Raw genomic sequence first — 24,359 nt, 5'->3', positions numbered from 1 at the left:
TTACTTTGTTGAGTTACGGTGTTCAAGTCGATGTGGAAGAACAACTGTTGATTCTTCAACCGTTTCCTTATTCATGTACTTCGTCAATAATCGCATGGCTACTGCTCCGATATCGTATAAAGGCTGGACAACGGACGTCAGTTGAGGTCTGACCATCAGGGCAAGTCTTGTGTTATCAAAGCTGATGACTTCCACTTCTTCCGGGATGGATACGTTCTGATCCTGAGCACCGTGAACGACACCAAGGGCCGTTTCATCATTCCCTACGAAGATGGCTGTCGGCTTGTCCGATAGCTCTGAGAACTTCTGCCATGCTTCAAGTCCCGAGTCATACGTGTACTCACCTTCTACAACCAGGTCATCACTGTATTCGACGCCTGCCTTGGCAAGTGCTTCCCTGTAACCTTCAAGCTTGAACTTCATGTTGATCGTATCGTGGAAAGGACCGCTTACAAAGCCGATTCGCTTATGTCCCTTCTCAAGAAGGTCAGTAACCGCATCAAAGGACGCCGCCTTATAATCAATGTTAACGGAAGGAACCTTGTTCGTTTCTTCAACGGCACCGGCCAATACGATCGGAACCGGAGAACGTTCGAATTCCTGCACATGCTCTTCTGAAATATGCCCGCCGAGGAACAGGATGCCATCCACTTGCTTCCCAAGCATCGTATTCAATAGATGAAGTTCCTTCTCGGTATTCTGATCCGAGTTACTTAATATGATATTGTATTTATACATGGTGGCAATATCTTCAATCCCACGTGCGAGTTCTGCATAGAAAATATTTGAGATATCAGGGATGATGACCCCGACCGTCGTCGTTTTCTTGCTCGCAAGCCCTCTTGCTACAGCATTTGGACGATAGCCGAGTCGATCGATGACCTCTAATACCTTCTTCCTTGTGGCCGGCTTGACATTCGGATTTCCGTTAACCACTCTGGAAACCGTCGCCATACTTACATTGGCTTCTCTTGCTACATCATATATTGTCACGTTCATAGCTTACACTCCTTTACTCTTCTACTCATTTACCTTATTCTACACCAAATAAACCTAAAGAAAAAAGCGATTACAATAGTTTGTTAAAAAATGCACATATTTATGTTCACATTAGTGTTATATAGGTTATTTATCTGCAATTATGTAGATAATCATACGATAGTCTTGATATTACTGCAATGTCCACATTTTCATTTGTGCAAAAAGATTATTATAGCATATTGAGGGGGAGTAAGGTCGGTTTATTTTTTAGGTGGTGAGATAGGAAAAAAGGAGTTTCGCTGATATATTCTTGATTTCGCTGATAAAATACGAATTCCGCTGATATCCGGTGCAAAGCACTTCTTTCCCTCCATTAAAAAAGGCTGAATCCCCGATAAAAGGATTCAGCCCTTCACTCATTATACTTCTATCGTTCTGCCCTTCAATACCTCTTTGTAGAAATGATCGAATTGATCAAGATCCATTTGCTGAGCCGAGTCGGATAAGGCAACGGCAGGATCCGGATGAACCTCTGCCATGACGCCATCCGCGCCGATGGCAAGTGCCGCTTTCGCAGTCGGAAGCAGCAGATCTCTGCGTCCTGTAGAGTGCGTGACGTCCACGAATACCGGAAGATGCGTCTCCTGCTTAAGGATTGGCACAGCTGATATGTCGAGTGTGTTCCTTGTTGCTTTCTCGTACGTACGGATCCCACGCTCACAAAGGATGATGTCCCCGTTCCCTTGAGAGATGATGTATTCAGCAGCATTGATGAATTCATCGATCGTTGCGGCAAGGCCACGTTTAAGCAATACGGGCTTTTTCACGGCTCCGGCTGCTTTTAATAATTCGAAGTTTTGCATATTTCTTGCACCGATCTGGATCACGTCAATGTATTCAAGTGCCGGTTCGATATCAGCTGGATTCACGATTTCACTGACAACAGCCAAATCATATTCATCCGCCACTTTTTTAAGGATTTTCAAGCCTTCAATCCCTAGACCCTGGAAGTCATAAGGGGAGGTCCTTGGTTTGAACGCTCCGCCACGAAGCATTTTCAATCCTTTTGCTTTAACGGCTTTTGCGACTTCAGCCACTTGCTCGTATGATTCAACGGCACATGGACCGAAGACGAAATGAGGCTTTCCATCTCCAATGGCTTCTCCATTGATATTGACGATCGTGTCTTCCGGTTTCTTTTTACGGGAAACCAGCAGTGCTTTCCGGTGATCGTCCTTCTGAAGTTCCAGACCGGCTTTGAAGATTTCTTTAAAAATATGTTCAATGGTCGAATGTTCGAATGGACCATTATTATTTTCTTTAATCAGATCAAGCATTCCTCGTTCACGAACAGGATCATAGCGGTATACTCCTTGAGTCTCCTTGACACGACCGATTTCCTGAACTAGTTTAGCACGTTCATTAATGGTGTCTAATAGTTTTAAGTTCATCTCATCTACTTGTTTACGTAATTGATCGAGCTCTTGATTACTCACAATACAGCACCCTTTCTTTTTTTATCCTGTTCATACGCAAAAACTGTTATAGTTTTAAGAAAGTATGATACATTTTTGATATTGAAACTTATTATAATAGAACACATAGAAAATGTCACGATAAAATTCTTTATTAATTAGACGCTTTTAAGCGCTAAAGTATTTTGGTATTGTATGAGACTAGGCTAAAGTGGGTGAGCACGAATTGAAAAAAAAGCAAAAAATCTTTGCGTTAGACATCGGAACCCGATCGGTTGTCGGGATCATTTTGGAAGAAATAGACGGAATATTTCAAGTTTCAGATATATTAATTGAAGAACATAAGAAACGGGCCATGCTCGATGGACAGATACATGATGTACCTGCTGTTTCGGAGGTCATCTCCTCCATCAAAGGACAATTGGAAAAGAAACACGGCCCCCTTTATAAAGTGTGCGTCGCAGCTGCAGGACGCGCACTGAAAACAGAAACGGCCCTATCAACGTCAACTATCAAGGGAAAACCCCTTCTTCAGAAAAACGATATCCTTCATCTGGAGCTTAGCGCAGTTCAGCAGGCACAGGCAATGGCGGCAGAAAATGAGAATGATTCGAAAGGCTATCATTATTATTGTGTCGGGTACTCCGTCCTTTTTTACCGGTTGGATGGCGAGGAGATCGGCAGCCTGATCGACCAGCAGGGGGATGAAGCAAGCGTTGAAATCATTGCGACCTTCCTGCCACGTGTCGTCGTTGATTCATTGATTGCGGCACTGACACGGTCAGGACTTGAGATGGAAGCCCTGACACTTGAGCCGATCGCTGCCATTAACGTGCTCATTCCCGAATCCATGCGCCGGCTGAACGTTGCCCTGGTTGATATCGGGGCAGGAACATCGGATATTGCCATCACCAATTTGGGCACAGTCATTGCCTATGGGATGGTGCCGACAGCAGGTGATGAAATCACTGAAGCGATCAGTAACGAGTTATTGCTTGATTTCCCTTTGGCTGAACAGGCGAAACGGGATCTTCAGTCTTCAGAAGAGATCACGGTGACCGATATCCTCGGGTTTGAAACGAGTTTCCCGTCACGTGAAGTGGTAGAGAAGATCTCCCCTTCTGTGAACCGGCTCGCCGGCGAGATTTCAAATGAAATCCTCCGCCTGAACAACGGGAAGCCGCCGCAGGCCGTCATGCTCGTAGGGGGAGGCAGCCTGACACCCGAGCTCCCGGTACAACTGGCTTCATCGCTGGAACTGCCTCCCAATCGGGTAGCCGTAAGAGGCGTGGACGCGATTCAGAACGTGACTGTATCGGACGAAGTGACAAAGGGACCTGAACTTGTCACGCCGATCGGGATTGCCATTGCAGCGAAGCAGGCCCCTGTCCAATATGTTACGGCGTATGTAAATGACCAGCCTGTCCGCTTATTCGAAGTCAAGGATCTGACGGTAGTCGACTGCCTTCTTGCTGCAGGATTAAAATTAACCAAGTGGCATGGCACACCTGGCAGGGGCTTCTTTGTCAATGTCAACGGACAGGACATCACGTTACCTGGTGGTCACGGTGAGCCGCCCCTCATCGAAAAAAACGGCCTCCAGTGTGCACTGGATGAAACGATTCAGAATCATGACCGGATTTCGGTTCAAAAAGGGAAAGACGGATCATCCCCCCATGTAACGATCGGAGACCTTGTGGATTCCTCTTCATCTAAACAGATTGTCATAGACGGGAATTCGCATCTTCTCTCCCCTCTTGTCTTCAGAAACAATCAGCCTGCACGATTGGAAGAGATCATCGGTGACCGGGATTCAATCCTGATTGAATTGATCGATACCCTCCAGGACCTGTTGATCCATTTTGGCTACAACGAATGGATGGAGGGTACCAAGCCTTATCGCATCTCCATCAACGGAGTGGATACATTCTTCCCGGCCTATTCCGGAAAATTATTGATAAATGGGATCGAAGCGAAACACTCATCTAAAGTGAAGAATGGGGATGTCATCCTATACAAACCCGGTCTCACTCCAACGGTGAAAGAACTTCTTACCAAGAAACAGTTTACCGTGGCTAAAACAATCACGATCACGTTTAACGGCCAGGAACTGCATCTTCAGAAAGAAAGCAGCAGCATCACCCGGAATGGCATCAAGCTCGCCATGGAAGATCGTTTATTCCCTGGTGATTCCATCCTGATAGAAGAACAGCATGCGGGTTCATTTATCTTTCAGGACTTATTTAATGCGGTGGAAATCAACATGCCCCCTCATTCGAACGGAAGCTTTGTGCTTTTGAAAAATGGAGTCGAAACGACATTTTACGAAGAAATCGAGCAGGGTGACGAACTTGAAATCATCTGGCCCCAAGCCTCCCGATGATACATTTAAACAACAAAAAAACTGGCAGATGCCAGTTTTTTTGTTGTTATGATCCAACTTGACCCGGAATGCTGCTTGTACGGTTCGTTGGATGAATGGACTGATCTTCAGATGTGGAAGTAGAGCTTGTCGCAGGCTGTGACGGAGTCGATTCACCAGTCACTTCTTCTCCCGCTTCTTTCACCTTACTGCCGATATCCTTTAATTCTTCTGCCGCTTCTTTCGTAGAGGCAATCATTTCAGTAGAATCATCCTTGATTTGATTGACTTGATCCACCACATCGTCATTCACCTTTTCGTACAGGTTCTGCGCGTCGTTGATGGCTTCTTTTAAGACATTGGACGCTGTTTTCAGGCGGTCCTGCCAGTCATTCACCATTCCTGAAGGATTCTCTCTCACCTTGGCAACCATCCCCATTGTAGAGTCCTTCATGTCTGATGTTCTCGATGTCACATTTTTCCTCGTTGTTTTGTCCAGCATGGCAAGGGCTCCACCTACGACGGCTCCCATCACCATTCCTTTTACTAACTTGCCGCTCCTTTTTCCGTTCACTTTCGTATTATTTCTTGTCCCAGTTTGATAAGGTACAGGTTGTGTCATAAATCGTTCCTCCATTTATCTATTTTTTAGTCTTATAAGTTACCTTCCCTGTGAGAGGATAAATAAACGTAAAGGAGGGAATTACCAAATTTTCTCAATGATATTTTGAAGGAGTGAGATGTGGTTGATTTCCGCTCTGAATAATAAAAGGACCCTGAGTAATCAGAGTCCTTTGTCTTATAGTTTGTCCAGTTCGCTTTCGGTGATTTTCCAGTGTGATGCATTCCAGCCGGGTTTGCCTTCTATGAAGAGGAAGGCTTGTGGTGATTCGTGGCGGATGCCGTATTTTTCGGAGATATGCTGGGAGAGTTCCCTGGATTCCTGTACGGCCAGATAGTAGCCATCTTCCTCTTCATGCTTGTTCAAAAATGCCTGGTATTCGTTAAAGGCATTCGAGCTTACAGGACAAGTGAGGCTGTGTTTCATAAAGAAGAAACGCGGATTTGTCTCGGAAAGTTGTTCAAACTCCTGGACGGTATCGATCTTTTTCATGTGTTCCATACTTCCTTTCACAATTGTAGTGTTTCCTTATCCAAAGCGAATTATAGACCTTTTCATTTCAACAAAAAAACGGTGAAGTCATCATATCACTTCACCGCCCTTTGAATCAATGATTATTGATTGTACGTTTTTTCAGTTTCGTCAAAGGCTTTCTTCGTTTCTTCAAGCTTCTGATTCACATCTTCCGTTTCATCAGCAGGTGTCGTTCCCACTGCTGAAACAGCTTGAAGCTCTTCGTTTGATTCTTGCAGTTCGTTATTGTTGGAGCGGTATGTTTTCAGTTTCCCAACCACATTGTTGGACTGTTCTTGTACGGATTTTGTTAGGGCAGAAGATTTTTCTTTCGCCACTGCTGCAAGCTCATTGCTCTTCTCTACAGCCGTGTCTTTCCATTGTCCTGTCTTTTCCTTAAGGACGACAGTTTTCTCATTGATATCATGACGAAGATCCTTACCTGATTTCGGGGCCATTAGAAGGGCTGCTGCCGCTCCCACGATTCCCCCGATCAGTGTCCCGATCATGAAATCCTTTGAGTTGATGTTGTTGCTGTCATTTGTCTGGTTTTGGTTCTGGTTTTGATTGTACTGTTGAGTCATGTAAAAATTCCCCTCTCTAATTGTTATAAGATCTTGCTCTTTTAACTAATTTTTCTCGAGATCGAACTTCCTTGGATGCTTGGTTTGGAACAGCTACATCAGCAACATCAGGTTGTGTTGGCTGTTTTTCCTGTTTTTGTTTCCATTTGTCCTTTAACTCAATAAATGCGTTACCCCATTGAACCACCTGTGAAATCTTGCCCTGGTTGCGCTCCAGTTCAGTCGAAATGGAAGTACTTACCTTCTTCACCGAGTTATTAAGGTTCTGGATGGAATGCCCTACATCTCTTACCGCATAAACAACCGTGTTCAGATCCTCAGACTTCTTCTGGATATCCTCAGCCAATAAATTTGTTTTATGTAGTAATTCTGTAGACTCTCTTGTTACTCCTTGAAGCTGGCTCTCAAGTCCGGTCATCGTTGTCGAGACACTGTCCAATGTAGAACCCAGGGACTTCAAAGTCTTCATCAAACTCATAACCAAAATGAAAAATGCAACTGCTATGACAGCTACGCTTAGATAAAGAATGATTTCCATATGCCACACCTCCATGTATAGAAACTCTTTACCCTTATGATGAACAATTAAACATTATACTAGTATTTCTTCCTTCCCAAAGCTTTTTCCTGCATGAAAAATAAATATTTTTTCATGTTTTATCATTTCACATTTTGGCGGAGTCATGCCAACGCATTTTAATTTATTCCATTTTCTTTTATTAGTGAAACGATTTCTTTTATTTACAATCACAAGGAGACTATATCTAGATAAAAAAATTTCTTCCCACTTCAATCATATAATAAACGCCATATACAATACTTATTATTGATGCAACTCTCGTAATATTAATTGATAGCTTTTTTTGACGTAATGAGAGGAGGAATGGCAAGCCCAAAATAGTTGTAAATAGTAACATCCCAAAAATGGTCCCTACACCAAAAATAAGCATAAAAAGGAAAGCCTCCCTGCTATTTTGCGCTTGTGCGGTTGTCATAATAACTAACGCTGCACTCCCTGCAAGTCCATGAATCCCTCCAATTAAGAATGATTTTTTATGAAAATGTTTTATAGCAACAACATTAATCGCTTTATCACTTTTGAACCCAGATAAACCTAGGTATACAAGCATCATCCCGACGATTAATTCTAGTGACAAAGCAATACTGCCAGAAATGTGCTGCCCAAATGAAATGACAATGATTCCTATCAGTAATAGGATTGCTGTATGCCCCAGCCCCCAAAAAATCCCTGCAAGTGAAGAACGGGAGAGCCTTTTAGTTTGACTTGCTATTGTGGATACGGCAATGACATGATCTGGCTCTGTTGCATGTTTGATACCCAAAGTAAATCCCAGCAGTAAAATAGATAGTAGCCCACTTTGAATCATTTTCATTTCTCCTTATGACATTGAAGGTCTTTTATTCATGACCATTAAGTCCATGAGCAAGTGAATTAAATTATTGTTGAGTTGTTACTAACATTTGATTCATACTCCCGCTTTTATAACCAGTTAAGTCCATTGCGACATACGTGAATCCGATAGTGTTTTTAAAGTATTTTGAAATATAATCATGATTATTAAGTAAACACACCATATCTAAAGGATCAACTTCTATCCTTGCAATTTCATTGTGAATCCGAACACGGACCTGTTTAATCCCCAACCCTTTGATAAATTGCTCTGCCAAGTCCACATTCCTTAATTTTTCTATTGTAATTTGTTCACCATAAGCAATTCGGGAAGATAAACAGGCCAGTGAAGGCTTGTCCCAAGTATCCAAACCAAGCTCCTTTGAACGTATACGAATATCCTCTTTTGATATGTCAGCCTCTGCCAATGGGCCTCTAACATTCATTTCAATTGCAGCCTTAACCCCTGGACGATGGTCACCTAAGTCATCTTTAATGAGCCCGAAGGTTAAATTCTTAAAATTTTGTTGTATCATAATGGGATAAAGCTGATCGAACAACCCTTTTTTACAAAAATAACATCTATTGGAATCATTCTCAGAATAACCCGGAATTGCTAACTCAGACATTTTAATTATTTGATGAGGAGCATTCAATGACTTAGCAATTCTAATTGTTTCCTTTAACTCTGATGGGGGAAAAGATTCCGAGTCGGCAGTGATGGCCAGAACATTCTCTTTTCCTAACGTATCTAATGCAACTCTCAATAAATACGTGCTGTCCACTCCTCCTGAAAATGCTATAATGATACTTTCCATTTCAACTAAAATCTTTTTTAGCTGATCTTCTTTAGCTAAACTGGTATGTATATTCATTCGCCATCTCCCCCTTTAAACTTCACCTAAAATAAACCTTGTAACGTTAGGGTGTGAAGGAAAGTCTTTAGTTCCTGCACCATAACCTATTTTCTGAACCACCATAGAAGGGATATTACTAAACTCATTAACAATGGTACGAATGATAGCTGCCCCCGTGGGTGTAGTTAATTCCCCCTTAACTTCAGTCTTTTGTAATGGGATATCTTTTAAAATTTCTAAAGTTGCGGGTGCTGGTACTGGGTAAAGACCATGAGCTATAGTGATGTATCCGTTTCCTGTAGCTACCGGTGAACAAATTACTTTTTCAATTTTCAGTGTATGGAATGCTATAGCTGTTCCGATGATATCTATCATCGAATCCACACCCCCGACTTCATGAAAATGCACTTTTTCAATAGTACTGTTATGTATTTTTGATTCTGCTATCGCTATGGTTTCAAATATTTTAAGTGCTATATTTTTTTCAGCTTCATCAAGTCCGGAGTCTTCAATAAGTTTTTTTATATGTGAGTAATGACGATGAGAATGTTTTTCCTCCTCCGTCTTAATAATCAACTGGGTACTTGCAATCCCTTTTTTTACAACTTTTTTTGTAGAAAGAGAGAATTCTTCTTTAATGATTGATTTAAGTTTGTTCTCTATTATCGATAAGTCGACTCCTATCTCAGAAAAAGCTGCCAAAGACATGTCTCCTGCAATACCTGAAATCCCACAATCAATGAAGAGTGTTTTCATCTGTATCCTCCTGATTCCTCATCTATTTTATACTCGTAGCATCAATGATGCTGAGTAACCTGCACCAAATCCGTTATCGATATTGACAACTGTTACACCAGAAGCACATGTATTTAACATACTTAATAGAGATGTTATACCATTTAAGTGAGTCCCGTAACCAATACTGGTTGGTACTGCAACAATCGGTGCGGAGACAAGCCCTCCCACAACACTTGGGAGGGCCCCCTCCATACCTGCCACAACAATTAAAACATCACATTTTCTTATCTCTTCTAATTGTGCAAACAAACGGTGAATTCCAGCAACTCCAATATCATAGAAGGTTGTATATTGATGACCCATGGCTTCTATAGTGATTTCTGCCTCTCTGGCAACTGGTATATCTGAAGTACCTGCACAAATCACCCCAATTTTCTTATCATTTACTACATCATATCCCTCGGATTTATAGAGTAATGTTTTTCCGACTGATTCATAAATTACTCCTTCAATTTGCTCGCATACTTCTTTAGCAGCCAAAGGATTTACTCTTGTTGCTAACACTGTATTCCCTTTATGAACTAAATGATTAAAGATCCCATTAATTTGTTCCGGTGTTTTCCCTGCTCCGAAAATCACTTCTGGAAAACCTTGTCTAAATTCACGTTCATCATCCACTTTTGCAAAACCATAATCGGTGAATCCCTTAAGTTGGTCCTCTGCTTCCTCAATAGAAAGATTCCCGCTTTTTAATTGTGTTAAAATATGTTTAGTATATGATTCCATCGATTATCTTCCTTTCTTTTATCCTCTTACCTTATTACATACAAGCACTTTGAAAAGGAGGTTGCAGAAAAATGCAGCACGCTAACGAGCATATCGATAATGACATGGTCAAGATTGAAGTCAACCTTGATGATATCTCTGGAGAATGGCTGGGGCATGTCATGGATTTGTTGTTTGATGCAGGAGCAAGTGACGTGTTTTACGTACCAATTTATATGAAAAAAAACCGACCAGGTACAATGCTACAGGTTTTGTGTTCGGAAACGATTAAATTAAAATTATTGGATATTATTTTCAAAGAAACTACCACTTTAGGTGCCCGTTTCTATCCACTCTCTGTGAAAAGATTAGGCAGGCAATTTACAAAGGTTGAAACTCCATGGGGAAATGTCTCGGTTAAAGAAGGCGTGTTACATGGGGAAGTAGTACAACAAGCCCCAGAGTATAGTGAATGTAAAGCAATTGCTGACAAACATGGAATTCCTCTGAAAATTGTTTTTCAAGAGGTTTGGAAAAAATTAAAGACCAGATGCTAGCTTCTCATAGGATGCCCATTTCTCTACTAATCTATGTATAAACCTATTCTAATTCAATATAATAGAAGAAAATTGTTTCGCTTTTTTTGTAAGGTTTATATAATCCTTTTCAGAGTTAAGGTTACTAGGGTTGACTAAAGAATTTCAGTTGGGGTGAGTGCTCCTGGAATACTTAGAACACCGTATCGTTTAGTCATTTTGATTGTCTCAACATTTACTGTTGGTGAAAAAATAAATTCTGCGCCTGCCATTATGACTGATCGGGCGGTTTCCGGATCCAAAACGGTCCCAGCTCCTATAAAAATTTCGTTTCCAAACTCTTCTTTTAATTTTGCGATTGAATTGCAAACATCTGGGGATTCAACTGTAATTTCAAATGCACTTATCCCTCCTTCTTTCAGAGCTTGTGCTATTGGTAAAATTTGATTTGGCTGAGCCCCCGGATTACAGCTACAATCTTGCGCTTTTTTAATTCTTCTGCTTTATTCACTGAATTTCCTCCTTTCTATCTCATTACATCTATCATGTTACCGTTCATAAACCATTCAAGGTCCCGGCGATTTGGTAATCCTTCAGAATCTCCATTTACCATTGTAACCAGGGCACCCATGGCATTTCCCCGCCGGGCCGCCTCGTGAAGGCCAATACCATCTATAAGACCAGACAATACACCTGCTGCAAATGCATCACCAGCTCCGATCGGATCAATCACTCGTTCCACTGTAAATCCTTTCACTCTTGTAATGGGGACCGATGAAGAAGAAATAATAGATCCTTCTTTTCCAAGTTTCATAATCACTGTGTTACACCCAATTGAATGAAATTGTTTCACATATTCTTCAGGGGTTGAGACTCCAAATAAAAATTCAGCCTCTTCTAGTCCAGGAAGAACGATGTTACTTGCTGCTGCATACATTTTAATAAAGTGGCGGGCTGATTCTTCATCTTGCCAAATTTTCAACCTCAAATTAGGATCAAAGACAATTTGGGTACCACTATTCTTTGCTAAATTAATAGCTTTTTCCATTGTATCCCGGCAAGATGTACTGAGAGCAGGTGTAATGCCAGTAAGATGCAGAAAGGTGGCATCTGATATGGCATCTTCATTTAACATTTCAGGGTTCATTTTGCTTGCAGCTGACTCTTTCCTGTAATAATAAACCCTTGTATCATTCATACGTCTGAATTCCTTAAAGAACACACCCGTAGGGGCAATCTTGTCACGTGTCACATGGGAAACATCTACACCTTCACCACGAATAAATGATTCCATCGCATCTCCGAATTCATCCTCACCCAATCGGCTGATCCATCTTGATTGATAACCGAGGCGGTTCAAACCGATTGCAACGTTTGATTCTGCCCCCCCAAATTGCATAGAGAAAGATTTCGCATGTCGCAGCATACCAGATTCTTTTGGTGTGAATAATGTCATCGTTTCTCCAATTGTTACAACATCCATGTCATCAACTTCCTTCTAGTATTAGTGGCTCTTTACAGTATTAGAAAGTGTTCCTATTTTCTCAATTGAGATATTCATCTGATCTCCATTTTTCAACCATACTTTCGGATTACGTCCCATTCCTACTCCAGGGGGTGTCCCTGTGGCTATGAGGTCACCGGGCTTTAATGTCATAGATTGTGATAAGAAGGAGATAATTTGAGGTACATTGAAAATCAAGTTTTTTGTAGATGAGTCCTGCATGACTTCTCCATTCAGTTCTAGAGTAATTGATAGATTATGGGGATTTCCAATTTCATCCTTGGTTACAATTACAGGACCCGTAGGTGCAAAGGTGTCTGCTGACTTTCCACGAGACCATTGTCCATCTGAAAACTGCAGATCACGTGCACTAATGTCATTCATGATTGTGTAGCCGAAAACAAAATCATTTGCCTCTTTTTCGGTAACACATTTTGCTTTTCTGCCTATTACAACCGCAAGCTCTGCTTCGAAATCAACTTCGTTTGAATTGACTGGTATCATGACTTCATCATTATGACCTACAATCGCATTTGCATATTTTGAAAAAATCACTGGAGAAACAGGCTGCTCCATACCAGTCTCTTTACAATGATCAATGTAATTTAATCCAATACAAATAATTTTCTCTGGAACTGGAATCGGTGGTAGTATCTCCACTTCTGAAATAGCAAAACAAGCGTTATTTTCTTCCCTATGTTTAACCAGGTTTTCAGCAAGAGGCATAAGCTCTGCACTTCGTTCTATAAATGCTTTCAAAGTACGTGGAAACCGCTTCCCCCCGAGTAAATTTAAGCTGATGACTTCACTTTCTTGAACAATCCCTATATGGGGTTCTGAATTAATAGAAAAAGCTAATATTTTCATTACCAGTATCTCTCCTTTTTCAAGTTAAAGCGTATGGTGTTTTTTCTCCCCTTAGTACTTGTACGATATTTTTCGCTGCTTTTTGACGAAGCTCTATCATTGCTTCCTCCGAATACCAAGCACTATGCGGGGTAAGTATGACATTATCCATTTTAAGAAGAGGACTTGCTTTGTCTATTGGTTCATCTTCTGTCACATCGAGTGCAGCTCCTGCAATAATGCCTTTTTGAAGAGCATCAATAAGTGCTCTTTCATCAATGATTGGCCCTCGGGCAGTATTAATAACAACCGCATTTTTTTTCATTAAGCGAAAACGATCTTTATTCAGCAAATGAAATGTGTCTTTGATTAGTGGAACGTGGACCGATAAATAATCGGCTTCTTTTAATATCTGATCAAGCTCCAGTTTATTAACTCCAACCTCATTCATTTCAGCTTTCGAGACAAATGGATCGTATGCTGAAGTCTTAAACCCCAGAGTCTGAACTTTTTCTATAAATCTTCTAGGAATACGGCCAAATCCCAGAACACCTACTGTCTGTTCATTCAACCTGTGAATTGGTATACCTGCTTTGAAATCCCAGTTGCCCTTTTTCACTTCACTATTTAGATATGTTATTTTTCGAGCAAATGACAATAATAGTGCGAGAGCGTGATTGGATACCTCCTCAACACCATAATCAGGAACATTCGCGACCGTGATACCCTTTTCGCTAGCGGCATCAAGATCAACGGTATTAACACCCACACCGTAGCGTGAGATGACTTTGACTTTTTCAAGAGATTGAATGACTCTTCGGGATAAAGGAGCATACTGATTTAGGATGGCATCTACATGCTTTGCTTGATCTATCACTTCATTTTCTGATTTACATTGGGCTTTTAGAAACTCGATTTCAAGTCCACTTTCTTTGAAAATTACTTCTTCATATTTCAAATTTTCGAATTCATAATCTGTTATTAGTACTTTATAGGACATACTGTCACACTCCATAAAACCCCTGAAATGGGTCAAACCATTTCAGGGATGTCTTTTTTAAGCTAATGTTTTTTCAATGCTAGCAATTCCAAGATCTTTTGCACCAAGCTTGGATGTAAGTGCTTCAGGATAATATCGCTCAATCATTTGAATACCAATAGAAGCTCTTCGGACGCGCTCCTTCACAAGGTTTATATTCGTGCTTTCCCATTGCTTTCCGGATGGATACACATCCGGATGATTGCGAAGCCCGAATTTAATATACACTGGTGCAAGCACCCTAATGATTTCCGGTATCTCATAGTACCTAAGGAATCCACCAAAATTATCAGGGACCTCAACATATAAATCGATGGGAATATCGATTGATTGCCTGATAGCTGCAAGTTTAGCCAGTGGTAAGGCTGAAGGGACATTGTAGGTATCGGCACCAATATCTTGCATTAATTTCACCGAGACTGGATTGGCTGAGCCCATTTGAACAGAAACTTTCACAACGAAATCCTCAGGTAACTGACCCTTCTTTTTCATCTCTTTTGTTAAAAGAAGAAGTCCTTCATCAGCAACTAGAGCACCTCTTAAACCCAATTCAGCACCACGCTTCAAATCCTCCATGGCATATACGAGCTGATCGGCTCCTTCATGTCGAAGTGCCTGCGATTTCCCCCCTGATGTAAATGGCGCTGCACTTATATCCCAGGTACCTCTTGGACCAACAAACAAACTTAACTCCATACCTCGTTCAGCTGTCATTTGACACATTTCTTTGATTTCTTCATCTGTCTGAAGCATAATGCCGCTTCCTTGAGAAACTCTGTGAATCGTCAAGCCGAGATGGTCAATTTCTTCGAGCGTGGCTTTTAAAGCAAGAGGACCTTCTACACTCGGTATTTCGATTCGATATTGTGCACCATCTGGAAATCGTTTGGTTGATGTCGGAAGTTCTTTATAATCACTAGACGGATATCCTAATTCCTCAAGTAATTTCCGTGATTCATTCATAAGCATATCTCCTCATTCTTTTTTATTGTTTTTAATAGGTTAGTAACATTCTCCCTCAGGTTTTCAGGGTACATATCAAAGGGAGCCCGATGACCAGCAGAAGTGTCAAACCACCTTTGATGAACAGCTTCTTTCATTGCTGTGAAAAATGTAGGAGAAAAAGAATACAATTCCATAAGGTCAGAAAGCGTCCTATGGTTTCTTTGTGCTTCATGGAAATCCCCATTTTGATATGACTCATACAAATCTACGGATATTTCGGGAAAAAATACAGCACTTCCATTAATACTCCCGGCAGCCCCTATCATTTGAGCTGGAAGTAAATGATCATCAAATGCAGAGAAAACCAGGAAATCGTTGCGAACTTTTTTCACTTCCGCCATGACCTGTCGTATATGTCCAAAATCATTTACCGTTTCTTTAATTCCAGCAATGTTCGAGAAATCCCTTACTAATTTTTTAATGAGTTCTACTGATATACTTTGACCCGTTAATTGAGGTATGTTGTAAATAAAAACCTGTAATTTTGTATAGTTGGCTACTATAGAGTAAAAACGAAATAATTGATCATCTGTTAGTTTCCAATAATAAGGACTAACGACAAGAACCCCATCTCCCCCAAGTTCTTCTGTATAAGAGGTTAGTTCAAGGACTTCTTTTAATGCGGTATGACCAACTCCGACCATCACTTTTACCCTTCCATTAATATGTTTGATCATTTCTCGCACATACAGCTTGCGTTCCTCTGTCGTAAGGGAAGAAAACTCTCCTGAACTGCCCATCAACAAAATACCGTGAATATTCCGAGAAATCAATTCGTCAATATAACGTTTATTCAATTCTAAGTCCAAATTCCCCGCTTCATCAAATAACGTGACAACCGGTGGAATGATTCCGTGAAAGCTCATTTTTCCTCCCCCCTTATATTTACCACTCAGCAATACTTCCGTCTTCATGACGCCATATTGGATTTTGCCATTCGTGTCCCTTTGTAGCCGCTTGTATTACTTTTTCTTCGTCTATTTGAAGCCCAAGACCAGGGTTATCCGATATCTTTACATATCCTTTTTCATAATCAAATATTTCCGGGTTTTTCATATAATCCAAAATATCCATTCCTTGATTATAATGGATACCAAGACTTTGTTCTTGAATGATGAAATTTGGGGTTGAAGCGTCTAAATGAATAGATGAAGCAAGCGTCATTGGCCCCAGTGGACAGTGTGGCGCAATTGATACGTCATAAGCTTCAGCCATAGCAGCTATCTTTTTCCCTTCTAAAATACCTCCTGTATGGGACAGATCCGGTTGAATGATATCAACATACCCATCTTGGAGAAGCTGTTTGAATCCCCAACGAGTATACATTCTTTCTCCAGTGGCAATGGGACAGGTTGTGTGTATGGCAATTTCCCTAAGCGCTTCGTTGTTTTCCGGTAATACCGGTTCTTCTATAAACATCGGCCTAAAAGGTTCAATTTCTTTTACAATCGTTTTAGCCATCGTTTTATGAATTCTCCCATGAAAATCAACACCAATACCAAAGTCTTTTCCAACAGCTTCTCGAATGGATGCAACTCTATCGATTACTGCTTCCACCTTAGAAAAGCTATCAATATAGTTCATTTCTTCAGAAGCGTTCATTTTAACTGCTAGAAATCCCTGTTCTTGCTTTTCTTTAGCAGCAGCCACTACATCTGCCGGGCGATCCCCACCAACCCATGAGTACACTTTAATTTTTTGACGGGCTTTTCCTCCAAGCATTTCGTAAACAGGTATATTATAATACTTCCCTTTAATGTCCCATAGCGCTTGTTCAATACCAGATATGGCACTCATTAATATCGGGCCTCCACGATAAAAACCTCCACGATACAGTGTTTGCCAAATATCTTCAATTTCGTTGGGGTCACGGCCAATAATGTAATCTGCAAGCTCCATGACAGCTGCCTTTACCGTGTCTGCACGTCCTTCTACCACAGGTTCTCCCCAACCGTAGATACCCTCATCTGTTTCTATTTTCAGGAACAACCAACGGGGCGGAACTTTATATAATAAAAGTTTAGTAATCTTCATAAAACACCTCTCAACGTTTTTATAAAAGGAGATTTCCAAGTCGAAATCCCCTTTTATAATGGATGAAACGTAACTTATTAAAATTTAATATTTTACGGAATTCCCATCATGCCTTCAACCATTCACATTGAATTTCATGAACCTTTTATAAAGACTGTTTTAATAGCCGTATAAAATTCTTTCGCCGCCTCTCCTTGCTCACGTGAACCGGAACTTGAGGCTTTCATGCCCCCGAATGGAGCCTGCAGTTCCACCCCTGCACTTTCTGCATTAATGCGGACAAGTCCTGCTTCTATTTCATCAATGAACTCCATTATGGAGCTGATATTTGATGTAAAGATAGAAGCACTTAATCCAAACCTTGTATTATTTGCTAGTTCAATTGCTTCACCAAGATCTTCTGCTCTAATCAGTGCAATAAACGGACCGAATACCTCTTCTTGAGCAATCACCATTTCACTAGTTACTTCATCGAAAATCGCCGGTGTAACAAAGAAACCATTATCGTATTGTTCCCCTGTAAGGACTTCTCCCCCATGTACAAGTCTGGCACCTTCCTGTTTGCCTTTTTCTACATATTTTTTAAATGTATTGAATTGGCTCTCGCTTGCACATGGCCCCATCCAGATGCCTTCTTCAACACCGTTGCCAATGTTTATTTTTTCGGTCGCCTCTATCAACTTTTGTTTAAATTCATCATAAATTGCCGTTTCGACGATTACTCTACTAGATGCTGTACACTTTTGCCCTGAAGAACGGAAGCCTCCACTTATGACTGCTTCCACAGCTTGCTCAAGATTAGCATCTTTTGCAACGATCACAGGGTTTTTACCTCCCATTTCCAGCTGATATTTAATACCCGCCGCAGAGGCTGCTCTTGCTACCCTTTGCCCTATACTTTCGGACCCTGTAAATGTTATTCCGTTTAATTTAGGGTGATCAGCCAATCCCTGTCCAATCGTAGAACCTGCTCCAGTTACAAAGTTCAATACTCCTTTAGGGAATCCAGCTTCTGCAAAACATTCAACAACTTTTGCAGCTGTGACAGCAGCTTCACTTGCTGGTTTAAATACAATGGTGTTTCCATACACCAGGGCAGGAGCGATTTTCCAAATCGGTATGGCAACAGGGAAATTCCACGGAGTAATGACACCCACGACTCCAAGCGGGGTACGTTTTGTAAACATAAGGGCATCCTTATCCGTTGATGGAATCACATCGCCATCTTTTCGCATTCCTTCCCCTCCGTAATATCGAAGAATTGCAATTCCGCGTGAAGTCTCTCCTTTTGCTTCAGGTAACGTTTTACCCATTTCTTTTGTCATTGATTCTGCAATTTCATCCAATTTTGATTCTAAAATATTCGCCACTTTGAATAGAAGCTGCCCCCGTGCCGACTGACCCAGTTTACGCCACTCTTTTTTAGCATTGTCCGCCGCCTCTACTGCTTGATTCAACTCGTCTTCTGTAGAATCCTGGACATAGCCGACTACTTCTTTATTTGCAGGATTAATACTTGTAATGGTTTTCTGGGAAACTGATTCTCTCCATTTATTATTGATATAATTGCTATAGGTTTTTGTATCGATTGTTGTTTTCATCTATTAATCTCTCCCTTTAATTAAAATGTAGGTCCGATTCTCCAAATTCCAAAATCGTGTTGCTTCAATATTTCTGCTTTAGTTAACTTCCCATTTGCTACAGACTTAATTTCATCCATGATACGATTGCCAACTTCGCCAACCGTTTCTTTGCCATCGACAATCGTTCCTGCATCAAGGTCCATGTTTTCATTCATCCGGTCAAACATTGGTGTATTAGTTGAAATTTTTATTACTGGGGCAATAGGTGATCCAGTCGGCGTCCCCCGCCCACTAGTAAATAGGACAATCTGAGCTCCTCCAGCCACCATTCCAGTCAATTGTTCAATATCATGCCCTGGGGTATCCATCCACACCAATCCTCTTTTTGTTGGTACCTGAGCATAGTCAATCACTTCTTCCAACCGGGTCGTGCCTGATTTTGTAGCCGCTCCAAGCGACTTCTCCTCCAGTGAACTGATTCCACCTTCAATATTACCGGGGCTAGGATTTCCTGTACGGATATCAACACCCATTTGAATAGATCGATTTTCCATCATTTTAATGACTGCGTAAGCTTTCTTAGCGACAGAGTCATTCGCCGCCCGCTCAGCCAGCAAATGTTCTGCCCCGATTAATTCAGTGGTTTCGGCCAGGATGGCTGTTCCTCCCTGCTCCACGATCATGTCACTGGTACGACCAACTGCCGGATTTGCTGAGAGACCGGAGCAGGCATCTGAACCCCCACATTCTGTACCTACAATAAGTTCACTGAAATCACATAATTCTTTTTGAACCATTGAAGCATCCTGTACCATTTCCACTGCTATTTTTGCCACCTCGGCAATCGTCTGGAGAGTCCCCCCATGATCCTGAATTGATACCGTTTTCACAGGCTTACCACATTTTTCAATCTCATCACCTATACGATGTGCTTGATGTGTTTCACATCCAAGCCCAAGGACGATGACACCGTATACATTCGGATTCATGCCCATTCCCGCATAGGTTCTGGCTGTTTGATCGTAATCAGTCCCTACTTGGGCACAACCATGTTGGTGAATAAAGGTAACTGTTCCACTTACAAGTTCTGTGACCCGCTGTGCAGTTTGTGTGGCGCAAGTAATTGTAGGCAAAATCAACACATGATTACGTACACCAACTCTGCCATCAGGTCGCCTATACCCCCAAAACTGCATTTTTTCATTGAACAATCTTGTCACCCCTTCCTCTTTTCCCTTCTAAATTATGAACGTGGACATGTTCCCCTGCCTCAATTGGAACTGTCGCCGATCCAATTACTTCTCCATATTTAATAATGTCTTCACCGGGAGGAATCGCTTTCACCGCAAACTTATGACCAAAGCGTATAGATTCAATAATTTTCACCTGGATCATTAAACCGTCAATTTCTATCTTTACTTCTGATTGATCAGGTATTTCTGATAACGCCACAGCGACGTTATCCTTGTTGCTTAAATACAATGTTTTAAATTCACTCAATTCAATCACCCCTTAGCTGTTTGCTTTGAGCCTTCACTTTGTAATACTGGGTTGTTGAGTATACCGATACCTGGAATTTCTATTTCGATTCGATCATTTTCTGATAAAGTAAATTCGTTTGGAGGTACAACACATGTACCTGTAAGAAGCACTGTTCCGTCTAGAATATCGTTGTCAAGAACTAAGTAGTGTACGAGTTCTTCCAGTGTCCGTTTCAACTGATTTACATATGCATCACCAAAGAATACAAGCTCTTCTCCTCGGTAAATCCTGCAGATGATTTGAAGACTATAAGGATCTGCAACACACTCTTTTAATAAAATTGCCGGTCCGATTGAACAGGAATTTTTCCAGACTTTCGCCTGAGGCAGATAAAGAGGATTTTCTCCTTCAATGTCTCGGCAACTCATGTCGTTTCCAACGGTGTAACCGAGCACTGTTCCCTCTTTGTCAATAACCAGCCCTAATTCCGGTTCTGGAATCTGCCAATTTGAATCTGACCTGAGATATACAGGAGTGTTCGGTCCCACCGTTCTTGCTGCTGTAGATTTAAAGAAGATTTCTGGTCGTACTGCATCATACACTTTGTCATAGAACGTTTCACGATCAAGCTTTCCCTGAGTAGCTTCATAATTTCTCGCTTCCCGACTTTTCTTATATGTTACACCGGATGCCCAAACCTCAGGAGCATCAATAGGAGTGGTAATTTGAAGGCCTTCCAGTGCCTGCTTCTTCACATTCCCTTTAGATTGTTTTATAATGTCAAACGGAGTTTTATCATGTTCACGTGCTTCATCAATCAGAGACATAAAATCTGTAAATGGAAGATCAAATACATCATTTTCATCTGTAACTGCAGCCAGTTGTTTCTGCTCACCTTTTAGATACCGAATAATTCTCATGGGTAATTTCCTCCTGAAAGACTTATTAGTTTTTATATTTTTTGATATTCATAACCTAAATCTTTTGAAATATTACTACTGCACTCTTTTAGCATTTCTACGTTCTTTTTTCTATTTTCTTCACTTGCTTTTGAGGCAGGCATAGACATGCTCACACCAGCTATTACCTTACCTGAATAGTCTTTGATCGGTACAGCGAAGCAAACTATGCCAGGTTCATTTTCTTCATTATCCATTGAGTATCCACTTAACCGGACTTTTTGGATTTCTTCCAGCAACTCTTCTTTTGAACCAATAGAATTGGCTGTTAATTTTGTGTACTCGTAATTTTCTAGAAACTGATCCAGCTCGGAATTCGTTTTTGTTGAAATGAGCGCCTTTCCTACAGCACTTGTATGAATCGGAACTCGACGTCCTATCCGGGAATACAACACAGTGACACCGCTTCCCTCCACTTTGTCGATATACACCCCTTCCTGACCGTCTAGAATAACGAGATGCACTGTTAAATTTGTAGTTGCAGACAACTTTTCAAGATATTTTCTGGCTACATTTCGAAGATCAAAGTGACTTAAAACCATATTTCCTCGTTCGAATAGCTTCATACCAAGACGATATTTCCCATTTTCCTCATTTTGAGAGATATAGCGCTGTTCCTGTAAAGTTTTCAATAATGAATGTATAGTACTTTTATGCAAATTCATTCGTTTACTAATTTCGGTAATTGTTAATTCTCTTTCCCGTTCGTCAAATAAATCCATTATTTTTAATGCACGCTCCACAGATTGGATAATTGGCATTATTCTTCACTCCTCAAGTCATCATGATTAAGTCTGATTATACAGTATACTTGACGAGCTTGTATTATTTAACGATTATGCTGGACCTCATGAAGCAGAACGTCTTTTTCATAATCCAGTACAGCATCTTCAACAACAGCTAGAGGGACCACTCCGTTGGCTGCATCTGTATGTCCATACATACGATTACTTGCTGCCACCATTTTTTGACGGGTTTTCATATGCTGTTTTCGCTCTTCCACAAGTACTCGTCTTTCTTCCCTCAAACTCTCTGGAAATGAATGGATAACGTTTCCTAAGATTAATTGTGTTTTTTCTACAAAATCTATCCGACGCCTACGAAGTTGAAGATGCACAATGTCTCCCGTTTCAAGTAAACCAATTCCTCCCCCTTCGTATGCTTCGGGCGTCATGTGACCGATTGCCGCACCATACGTTACACCAGAGTAGCGTCCATCACTAATGATTGTTGCTACCTTTTTCATCACACGATTTGCGTTAATATGCTGCATTGGTGTAAACATTTCAGGCATCCCGAAGGCTACAGGTCCCTGGCCTGCTATGATGACAGAAATTTTCAAGATTCCTTTTTCAGCCATCTCGTCAAACAACATATCATACGGAGCTTCCTTTAAACTCTCCCATTCCACCTCATTGTTGTACTTCAATGTTTCAAGAAGAAGGTTGTACTGAAACAGTTTATTCTTCTTAATGTTAGTAAGCAGATTCGAATCAAGGAGACTTCTATTTGCATCATCTTCATTTTCAAAGTAGAGGACAAATGCAAGCTTATCATCGAACTGATCAAGCTGGGGTGTCGGCATACCGCTAATTTTTACGACAGCGCTCTCAAAGAAGTTTCCTTTTAACACATCCACCCCACTAAATCCTCTTCGTGGTGTTGAAAGAATGACTGGATTTTCTTTTACATTTAAAGCTTGAAGGCTTCGTGTAATCGCCAGACGCTCTTTCCAAGTCTTCGCCGCCACAGTCGGTGCATCTTGATCCATCGGTACACCATTTTCAAGCAGTTCATAAAAGAGTGATTCCATTCCCCTGCTGTTTCCACTGCAGCATTGCATAGCCAGCGAATAAATATCCCTGCCTTCAGTCAGACTGTAATCGAACAAATCTGGGATCGGATGTTCGTGGTGAATCCGATCAAGATCCCAAAGGCTAAATTTGTACCCCGCATAGAGCATTCCTGCGACAATGTGCATCATAAGATTTGTTGAGCCTCCAGATGCACTGTGAATACGTATAGCATTTTTAATGTTGGCAGCGACTATATTTGAGACACCATATTTTTCTTCATTGATCATCGTGGCAAAACTGTCAAGGACTGCGTTGATTTGCCGTTGGGATGGAGGATCGGTCAATAGCTCAACCGCAGGGTGAACAAGCCCCATACCTGCAACTAAATGACGTGAACTGTTACCTGTTCCATTAAAAGCGCATACTCCGCCTTGACCATCACATGTCGACACAGCCAACCGTTTTTCAAAATATTTATGTTGTTCTTTTGTTAAGATGCCTCGTTCGTATGCCCGTTCAAACACTCCCTGGAATGCTGTATTTGATGAACACTGCAATATATACGCCATAGTGTCTCTCAAGTCAACTGCCACATCTGTAAAGCCATCCGCTTCCGCTTTTATTGCCAAGTTCTCAAGTTCATCCAATACATCATCTGGAATTGAACCGCCTTCTAGCACATGAGCTGGTGCAAATGTAGCGAAAAACGGTGCTTCACCACGGGTGCGTCTTATACGGTCAACATGAGCCAATGCACTTACTACCCCTAGCGGCTGTTTGTCGCATCCTTGAATGACAAAGGCTCCATGATAACTGTGGGCTTCTAGTTGATTCACAACCATTTGTGCTACAGCATTTCGACTTTGAAGAGAATAACTCATTCCTTGATTACTTTGGGCCGTTCCATCACACATTACAGGGGTTGAAAAATAAAATGGTACTCCCCCGTTCTGCCATATACGGAGTGCTGCTCTAGCAGTAGTTTGATGATCCATAACATGCGCAGGGTGATCTGAAGACCCCCCGATAACTGCAATTCTAGGGGCATTATTCTCAAGCCGGTCATAAATTTCTTCCAAGGTCCAATCCGGCTTACCCCCTTCGTACGTTGTACCCAGTGTTTGTTTTGAGCGGTCAAGTAAAGCGGCTACTGTAATCGGTTCATTTGCTTTTCCCTGTACATTATCACGATAGGGATTTACTGAGTTATCTATAAGCGGGTATAAATGTGTCATTATCATTCTCCTTATCCTTTATTTTAGAAAAC

Annotated in this window: 25 protein-coding genes; 2 read left to right on the top strand and 23 right to left on the bottom strand. The window is 41.2% G+C overall.

The genetic code is table 11. The features are described 5' to 3' along the window. Together ccpA and ATG71_RS09255 are read right to left on the bottom strand one after the other, a co-directional pair. Window positions 1–999 (bottom strand): catabolite control protein A, encoded by a 999-nt coding sequence (gene ccpA / locus ATG71_RS09260; RefSeq protein WP_098439333.1) that lies wholly within the window; start codon window positions 997–999, stop codon window positions 1–3. 401 nt (window positions 1,000–1,400) lie between these two features. Beyond that, window positions 1,401–2,477 (bottom strand): bifunctional 3-deoxy-7-phosphoheptulonate synthase/chorismate mutase, encoded by a 1,077-nt coding sequence (locus tag ATG71_RS09255; protein ID WP_098439332.1) that lies wholly within the window; start codon window positions 2,475–2,477, stop codon window positions 1,401–1,403. 205 nt (window positions 2,478–2,682) lie between these two features. Here ATG71_RS09255 and ATG71_RS09250 point away from each other — a divergent pair, with 205 nt between their 5' ends. Then, complete coding sequence (locus ATG71_RS09250; protein ID WP_098441775.1) at window positions 2,683–4,839, top strand: cell division FtsA domain-containing protein; 2,157 nt, start codon at window positions 2,683–2,685, stop codon at window positions 4,837–4,839. 46 nt (window positions 4,840–4,885) lie between these two features. Here the strand turns inward: ATG71_RS09250 and ATG71_RS09245 are convergent, their stop codons facing one another. The 8 genes from ATG71_RS09245 to larB form a co-directional block, all read right to left on the bottom strand. Further along, a complete protein-coding gene (locus ATG71_RS09245) occupies window positions 4,886–5,440 on the bottom strand; it encodes a YtxH domain-containing protein (RefSeq protein WP_098439331.1) in 555 nt (184 codons plus the stop codon). Window positions 5,441–5,617: 177 nt separating this feature from the next. Next, on the bottom strand, window positions 5,618–5,932 hold the full coding sequence (gene ytxJ, locus ATG71_RS09240) for a bacillithiol system redox-active protein YtxJ (protein WP_098439330.1): 315 nt from the start codon (window positions 5,930–5,932) through the stop codon (window positions 5,618–5,620). A 122-nt stretch (window positions 5,933–6,054) separates the two neighbouring features. Next, the gene (locus tag ATG71_RS09235; RefSeq protein WP_098439329.1) at window positions 6,055–6,537 is read right to left on the bottom strand and encodes a YtxH domain-containing protein; all 483 of its coding nucleotides are present in this window, start codon (window positions 6,535–6,537) and stop codon (window positions 6,055–6,057) included. A gap of 16 nt (window positions 6,538–6,553) precedes the next feature. After that, the gene (locus ATG71_RS09230; protein ID WP_034765684.1) at window positions 6,554–7,075 is read right to left on the bottom strand and encodes a DUF948 domain-containing protein; all 522 of its coding nucleotides are present in this window, start codon (window positions 7,073–7,075) and stop codon (window positions 6,554–6,556) included. Window positions 7,076–7,301: 226 nt separating this feature from the next. Beyond that, window positions 7,302–7,931, bottom strand: coding sequence for a HoxN/HupN/NixA family nickel/cobalt transporter (locus ATG71_RS09225; RefSeq protein WP_353616276.1), 630 nt, complete (start codon window positions 7,929–7,931; stop codon window positions 7,302–7,304). Window positions 7,932–7,995: 64 nt separating this feature from the next. After that, on the bottom strand, window positions 7,996–8,823 hold the full coding sequence (gene larE, locus ATG71_RS09220; RefSeq protein ID WP_098439328.1) for an ATP-dependent sacrificial sulfur transferase LarE: 828 nt from the start codon (window positions 8,821–8,823) through the stop codon (window positions 7,996–7,998). 15 nt (window positions 8,824–8,838) lie between these two features. Next, entirely contained in the window at window positions 8,839–9,561 is a 723-nt protein-coding gene (larC, locus tag ATG71_RS09215) for a nickel pincer cofactor biosynthesis protein LarC (RefSeq protein ID WP_098439327.1), read from the bottom strand. A gap of 27 nt (window positions 9,562–9,588) precedes the next feature. After that, window positions 9,589–10,329, bottom strand: a complete 741-nt coding sequence (gene larB, locus ATG71_RS09210; protein ID WP_098439326.1) for a nickel pincer cofactor biosynthesis protein LarB — start codon at window positions 10,327–10,329, stop codon at window positions 9,589–9,591. 71 nt (window positions 10,330–10,400) lie between these two features. Between larB and larC2 the strand changes: the two genes are divergently transcribed. Beyond that, window positions 10,401–10,865 (top strand): nickel pincer cofactor biosynthesis protein LarC2, encoded by a 465-nt coding sequence (gene larC2, locus ATG71_RS09205; RefSeq protein ID WP_098439325.1) that lies wholly within the window; start codon window positions 10,401–10,403, stop codon window positions 10,863–10,865. A gap of 134 nt (window positions 10,866–10,999) precedes the next feature. Here larC2 and ATG71_RS09200 read toward each other — a convergent pair whose 3' ends face one another. From ATG71_RS09200 to ATG71_RS09140, 13 genes are all read right to left on the bottom strand, one after another. Continuing rightward, on the bottom strand, window positions 11,000–11,236 hold the full coding sequence (locus tag ATG71_RS09200; RefSeq protein WP_286163127.1) for a bifunctional 4-hydroxy-2-oxoglutarate aldolase/2-dehydro-3-deoxy-phosphogluconate aldolase: 237 nt from the start codon (window positions 11,234–11,236) through the stop codon (window positions 11,000–11,002). A 134-nt stretch (window positions 11,237–11,370) separates the two neighbouring features. Continuing rightward, window positions 11,371–12,327 (bottom strand): sugar kinase, encoded by a 957-nt coding sequence (locus ATG71_RS09195; protein ID WP_098439324.1) that lies wholly within the window; start codon window positions 12,325–12,327, stop codon window positions 11,371–11,373. Between the two features lie 21 nt (window positions 12,328–12,348). Further along, on the bottom strand, window positions 12,349–13,215 hold the full coding sequence (locus ATG71_RS09190) for a fumarylacetoacetate hydrolase family protein (RefSeq protein WP_098439323.1): 867 nt from the start codon (window positions 13,213–13,215) through the stop codon (window positions 12,349–12,351). 19 nt (window positions 13,216–13,234) lie between these two features. Next, window positions 13,235–14,194: a C-terminal binding protein gene (locus ATG71_RS09185; RefSeq protein WP_098439322.1), complete on the bottom strand. Its 960-nt coding sequence runs from the start codon at window positions 14,192–14,194 to the stop codon at window positions 13,235–13,237. A gap of 57 nt (window positions 14,195–14,251) precedes the next feature. Then, a complete protein-coding gene (locus tag ATG71_RS09180; RefSeq protein WP_098439321.1) occupies window positions 14,252–15,202 on the bottom strand; it encodes a U32 family peptidase in 951 nt (316 codons plus the stop codon). Then, complete coding sequence (locus ATG71_RS09175; protein WP_098439320.1) at window positions 15,193–16,104, bottom strand: dihydrodipicolinate synthase family protein; 912 nt, start codon at window positions 16,102–16,104, stop codon at window positions 15,193–15,195. The genes ATG71_RS09180 and ATG71_RS09175 overlap by 10 nt, the downstream gene beginning before the upstream one ends. 19 nt (window positions 16,105–16,123) lie before the next feature. Beyond that, the gene (gene dgoD / locus ATG71_RS09170; protein ID WP_098441773.1) at window positions 16,124–17,272 is read right to left on the bottom strand and encodes a galactonate dehydratase; all 1,149 of its coding nucleotides are present in this window, start codon (window positions 17,270–17,272) and stop codon (window positions 16,124–16,126) included. Between the two features lie 134 nt (window positions 17,273–17,406). Continuing rightward, entirely contained in the window at window positions 17,407–18,873 is a 1,467-nt protein-coding gene (gene gucD / locus ATG71_RS09165) for an alpha-ketoglutaric semialdehyde dehydrogenase GucD (RefSeq protein ID WP_098439319.1), read from the bottom strand. A gap of 20 nt (window positions 18,874–18,893) precedes the next feature. Beyond that, window positions 18,894–20,051, bottom strand: coding sequence for a UxaA family hydrolase (locus ATG71_RS09160; protein WP_098441772.1), 1,158 nt, complete (start codon window positions 20,049–20,051; stop codon window positions 18,894–18,896). A 4-nt stretch (window positions 20,052–20,055) separates the two neighbouring features. Beyond that, window positions 20,056–20,355, bottom strand: a complete 300-nt coding sequence (locus ATG71_RS09155; RefSeq protein ID WP_098439318.1) for a UxaA family hydrolase — start codon at window positions 20,353–20,355, stop codon at window positions 20,056–20,058. A gap of 5 nt (window positions 20,356–20,360) precedes the next feature. Next, window positions 20,361–21,257 carry a fumarylacetoacetate hydrolase family protein gene (locus tag ATG71_RS09150; RefSeq protein WP_098439317.1) on the bottom strand — a complete coding sequence of 299 codons (897 nt, stop codon included), beginning with the start codon at window positions 21,255–21,257 and terminating at the stop codon, window positions 20,361–20,363. A 32-nt stretch (window positions 21,258–21,289) separates the two neighbouring features. Further along, entirely contained in the window at window positions 21,290–22,057 is a 768-nt protein-coding gene (locus ATG71_RS09145) for an IclR family transcriptional regulator (RefSeq protein ID WP_098439316.1), read from the bottom strand. A gap of 68 nt (window positions 22,058–22,125) precedes the next feature. Next, window positions 22,126–24,327, bottom strand: coding sequence for a dihydroxy-acid dehydratase domain-containing protein (locus tag ATG71_RS09140; RefSeq protein WP_179886499.1), 2,202 nt, complete (start codon window positions 24,325–24,327; stop codon window positions 22,126–22,128). Between the last annotated feature and the right edge of the window lie 32 nt (window positions 24,328–24,359).

It is taken from the genome of Bacillus sp. es.034, from assembly GCF_002563655.1.
GTDB lineage: Bacteria > Bacillota > Bacilli > Bacillales > Bacillaceae_B > Rossellomorea.
The sequence above is the reverse complement of the archived record's forward strand: the minus strand, read 5'-3'. Positions and strand labels throughout refer to the sequence as shown.

Coding starts and splice junctions, on each gene's coding strand:
- ATG71_RS09185 (WP_098439322.1), bottom strand. CDS start 14,194: ATGTCCTATAAAGTACTAATAACAGATTATGAATTCGAAAATTTGAAA.
- ATG71_RS09195 (WP_098439324.1), bottom strand. CDS start 12,327: ATGGATGTTGTAACAATTGGAGAAACGATGACATTATTCACACCAAAA.
- ATG71_RS09175 (WP_098439320.1), bottom strand. CDS start 16,104: ATGAGCTTTCACGGAATCATTCCACCGGTTGTCACGTTATTTGATGAA.
- ytxJ (WP_098439330.1), bottom strand. CDS start 5,932: ATGAAAAAGATCGATACCGTCCAGGAGTTTGAACAACTTTCCGAGACA.
- larE (WP_098439328.1), bottom strand. CDS start 8,823: ATGAATATACATACCAGTTTAGCTAAAGAAGATCAGCTAAAAAAGATT.
- dgoD (WP_098441773.1), bottom strand. CDS start 17,272: ATGAAGATTACTAAACTTTTATTATATAAAGTTCCGCCCCGTTGGTTG.
- ATG71_RS09140 (WP_179886499.1), bottom strand. CDS start 24,327: ATGACACATTTATACCCGCTTATAGATAACTCAGTAAATCCCTATCGT.
- ATG71_RS09160 (WP_098441772.1), bottom strand. CDS start 20,051: ATGCAGTTTTGGGGGTATAGGCGACCTGATGGCAGAGTTGGTGTACGT.
- larC (WP_098439327.1), bottom strand. CDS start 9,561: ATGAAAACACTCTTCATTGATTGTGGGATTTCAGGTATTGCAGGAGAC.
- larB (WP_098439326.1), bottom strand. CDS start 10,329: ATGGAATCATATACTAAACATATTTTAACACAATTAAAAAGCGGGAAT.
- ccpA (WP_098439333.1), bottom strand. CDS start 999: ATGAACGTGACAATATATGATGTAGCAAGAGAAGCCAATGTAAGTATG.
- ATG71_RS09145 (WP_098439316.1), bottom strand. CDS start 22,057: ATGCCAATTATCCAATCTGTGGAGCGTGCATTAAAAATAATGGATTTA.
- ATG71_RS09230 (WP_034765684.1), bottom strand. CDS start 7,075: ATGGAAATCATTCTTTATCTAAGCGTAGCTGTCATAGCAGTTGCATTT.
- ATG71_RS09235 (WP_098439329.1), bottom strand. CDS start 6,537: ATGACTCAACAGTACAATCAAAACCAGAACCAAAACCAGACAAATGAC.
- ATG71_RS09150 (WP_098439317.1), bottom strand. CDS start 21,257: ATGAGAATTATTCGGTATCTAAAAGGTGAGCAGAAACAACTGGCTGCA.
- ATG71_RS09245 (WP_098439331.1), bottom strand. CDS start 5,440: ATGACACAACCTGTACCTTATCAAACTGGGACAAGAAATAATACGAAA.
- larC2 (WP_098439325.1), top strand. CDS start 10,401: ATGCAGCACGCTAACGAGCATATCGATAATGACATGGTCAAGATTGAA.
- ATG71_RS09190 (WP_098439323.1), bottom strand. CDS start 13,215: ATGAAAATATTAGCTTTTTCTATTAATTCAGAACCCCATATAGGGATT.
- ATG71_RS09180 (WP_098439321.1), bottom strand. CDS start 15,202: ATGCTTATGAATGAATCACGGAAATTACTTGAGGAATTAGGATATCCG.
- gucD (WP_098439319.1), bottom strand. CDS start 18,873: ATGAAAACAACAATCGATACAAAAACCTATAGCAATTATATCAATAAT.
- ATG71_RS09225 (WP_353616276.1), bottom strand. CDS start 7,931: ATGAAAATGATTCAAAGTGGGCTACTATCTATTTTACTGCTGGGATTT.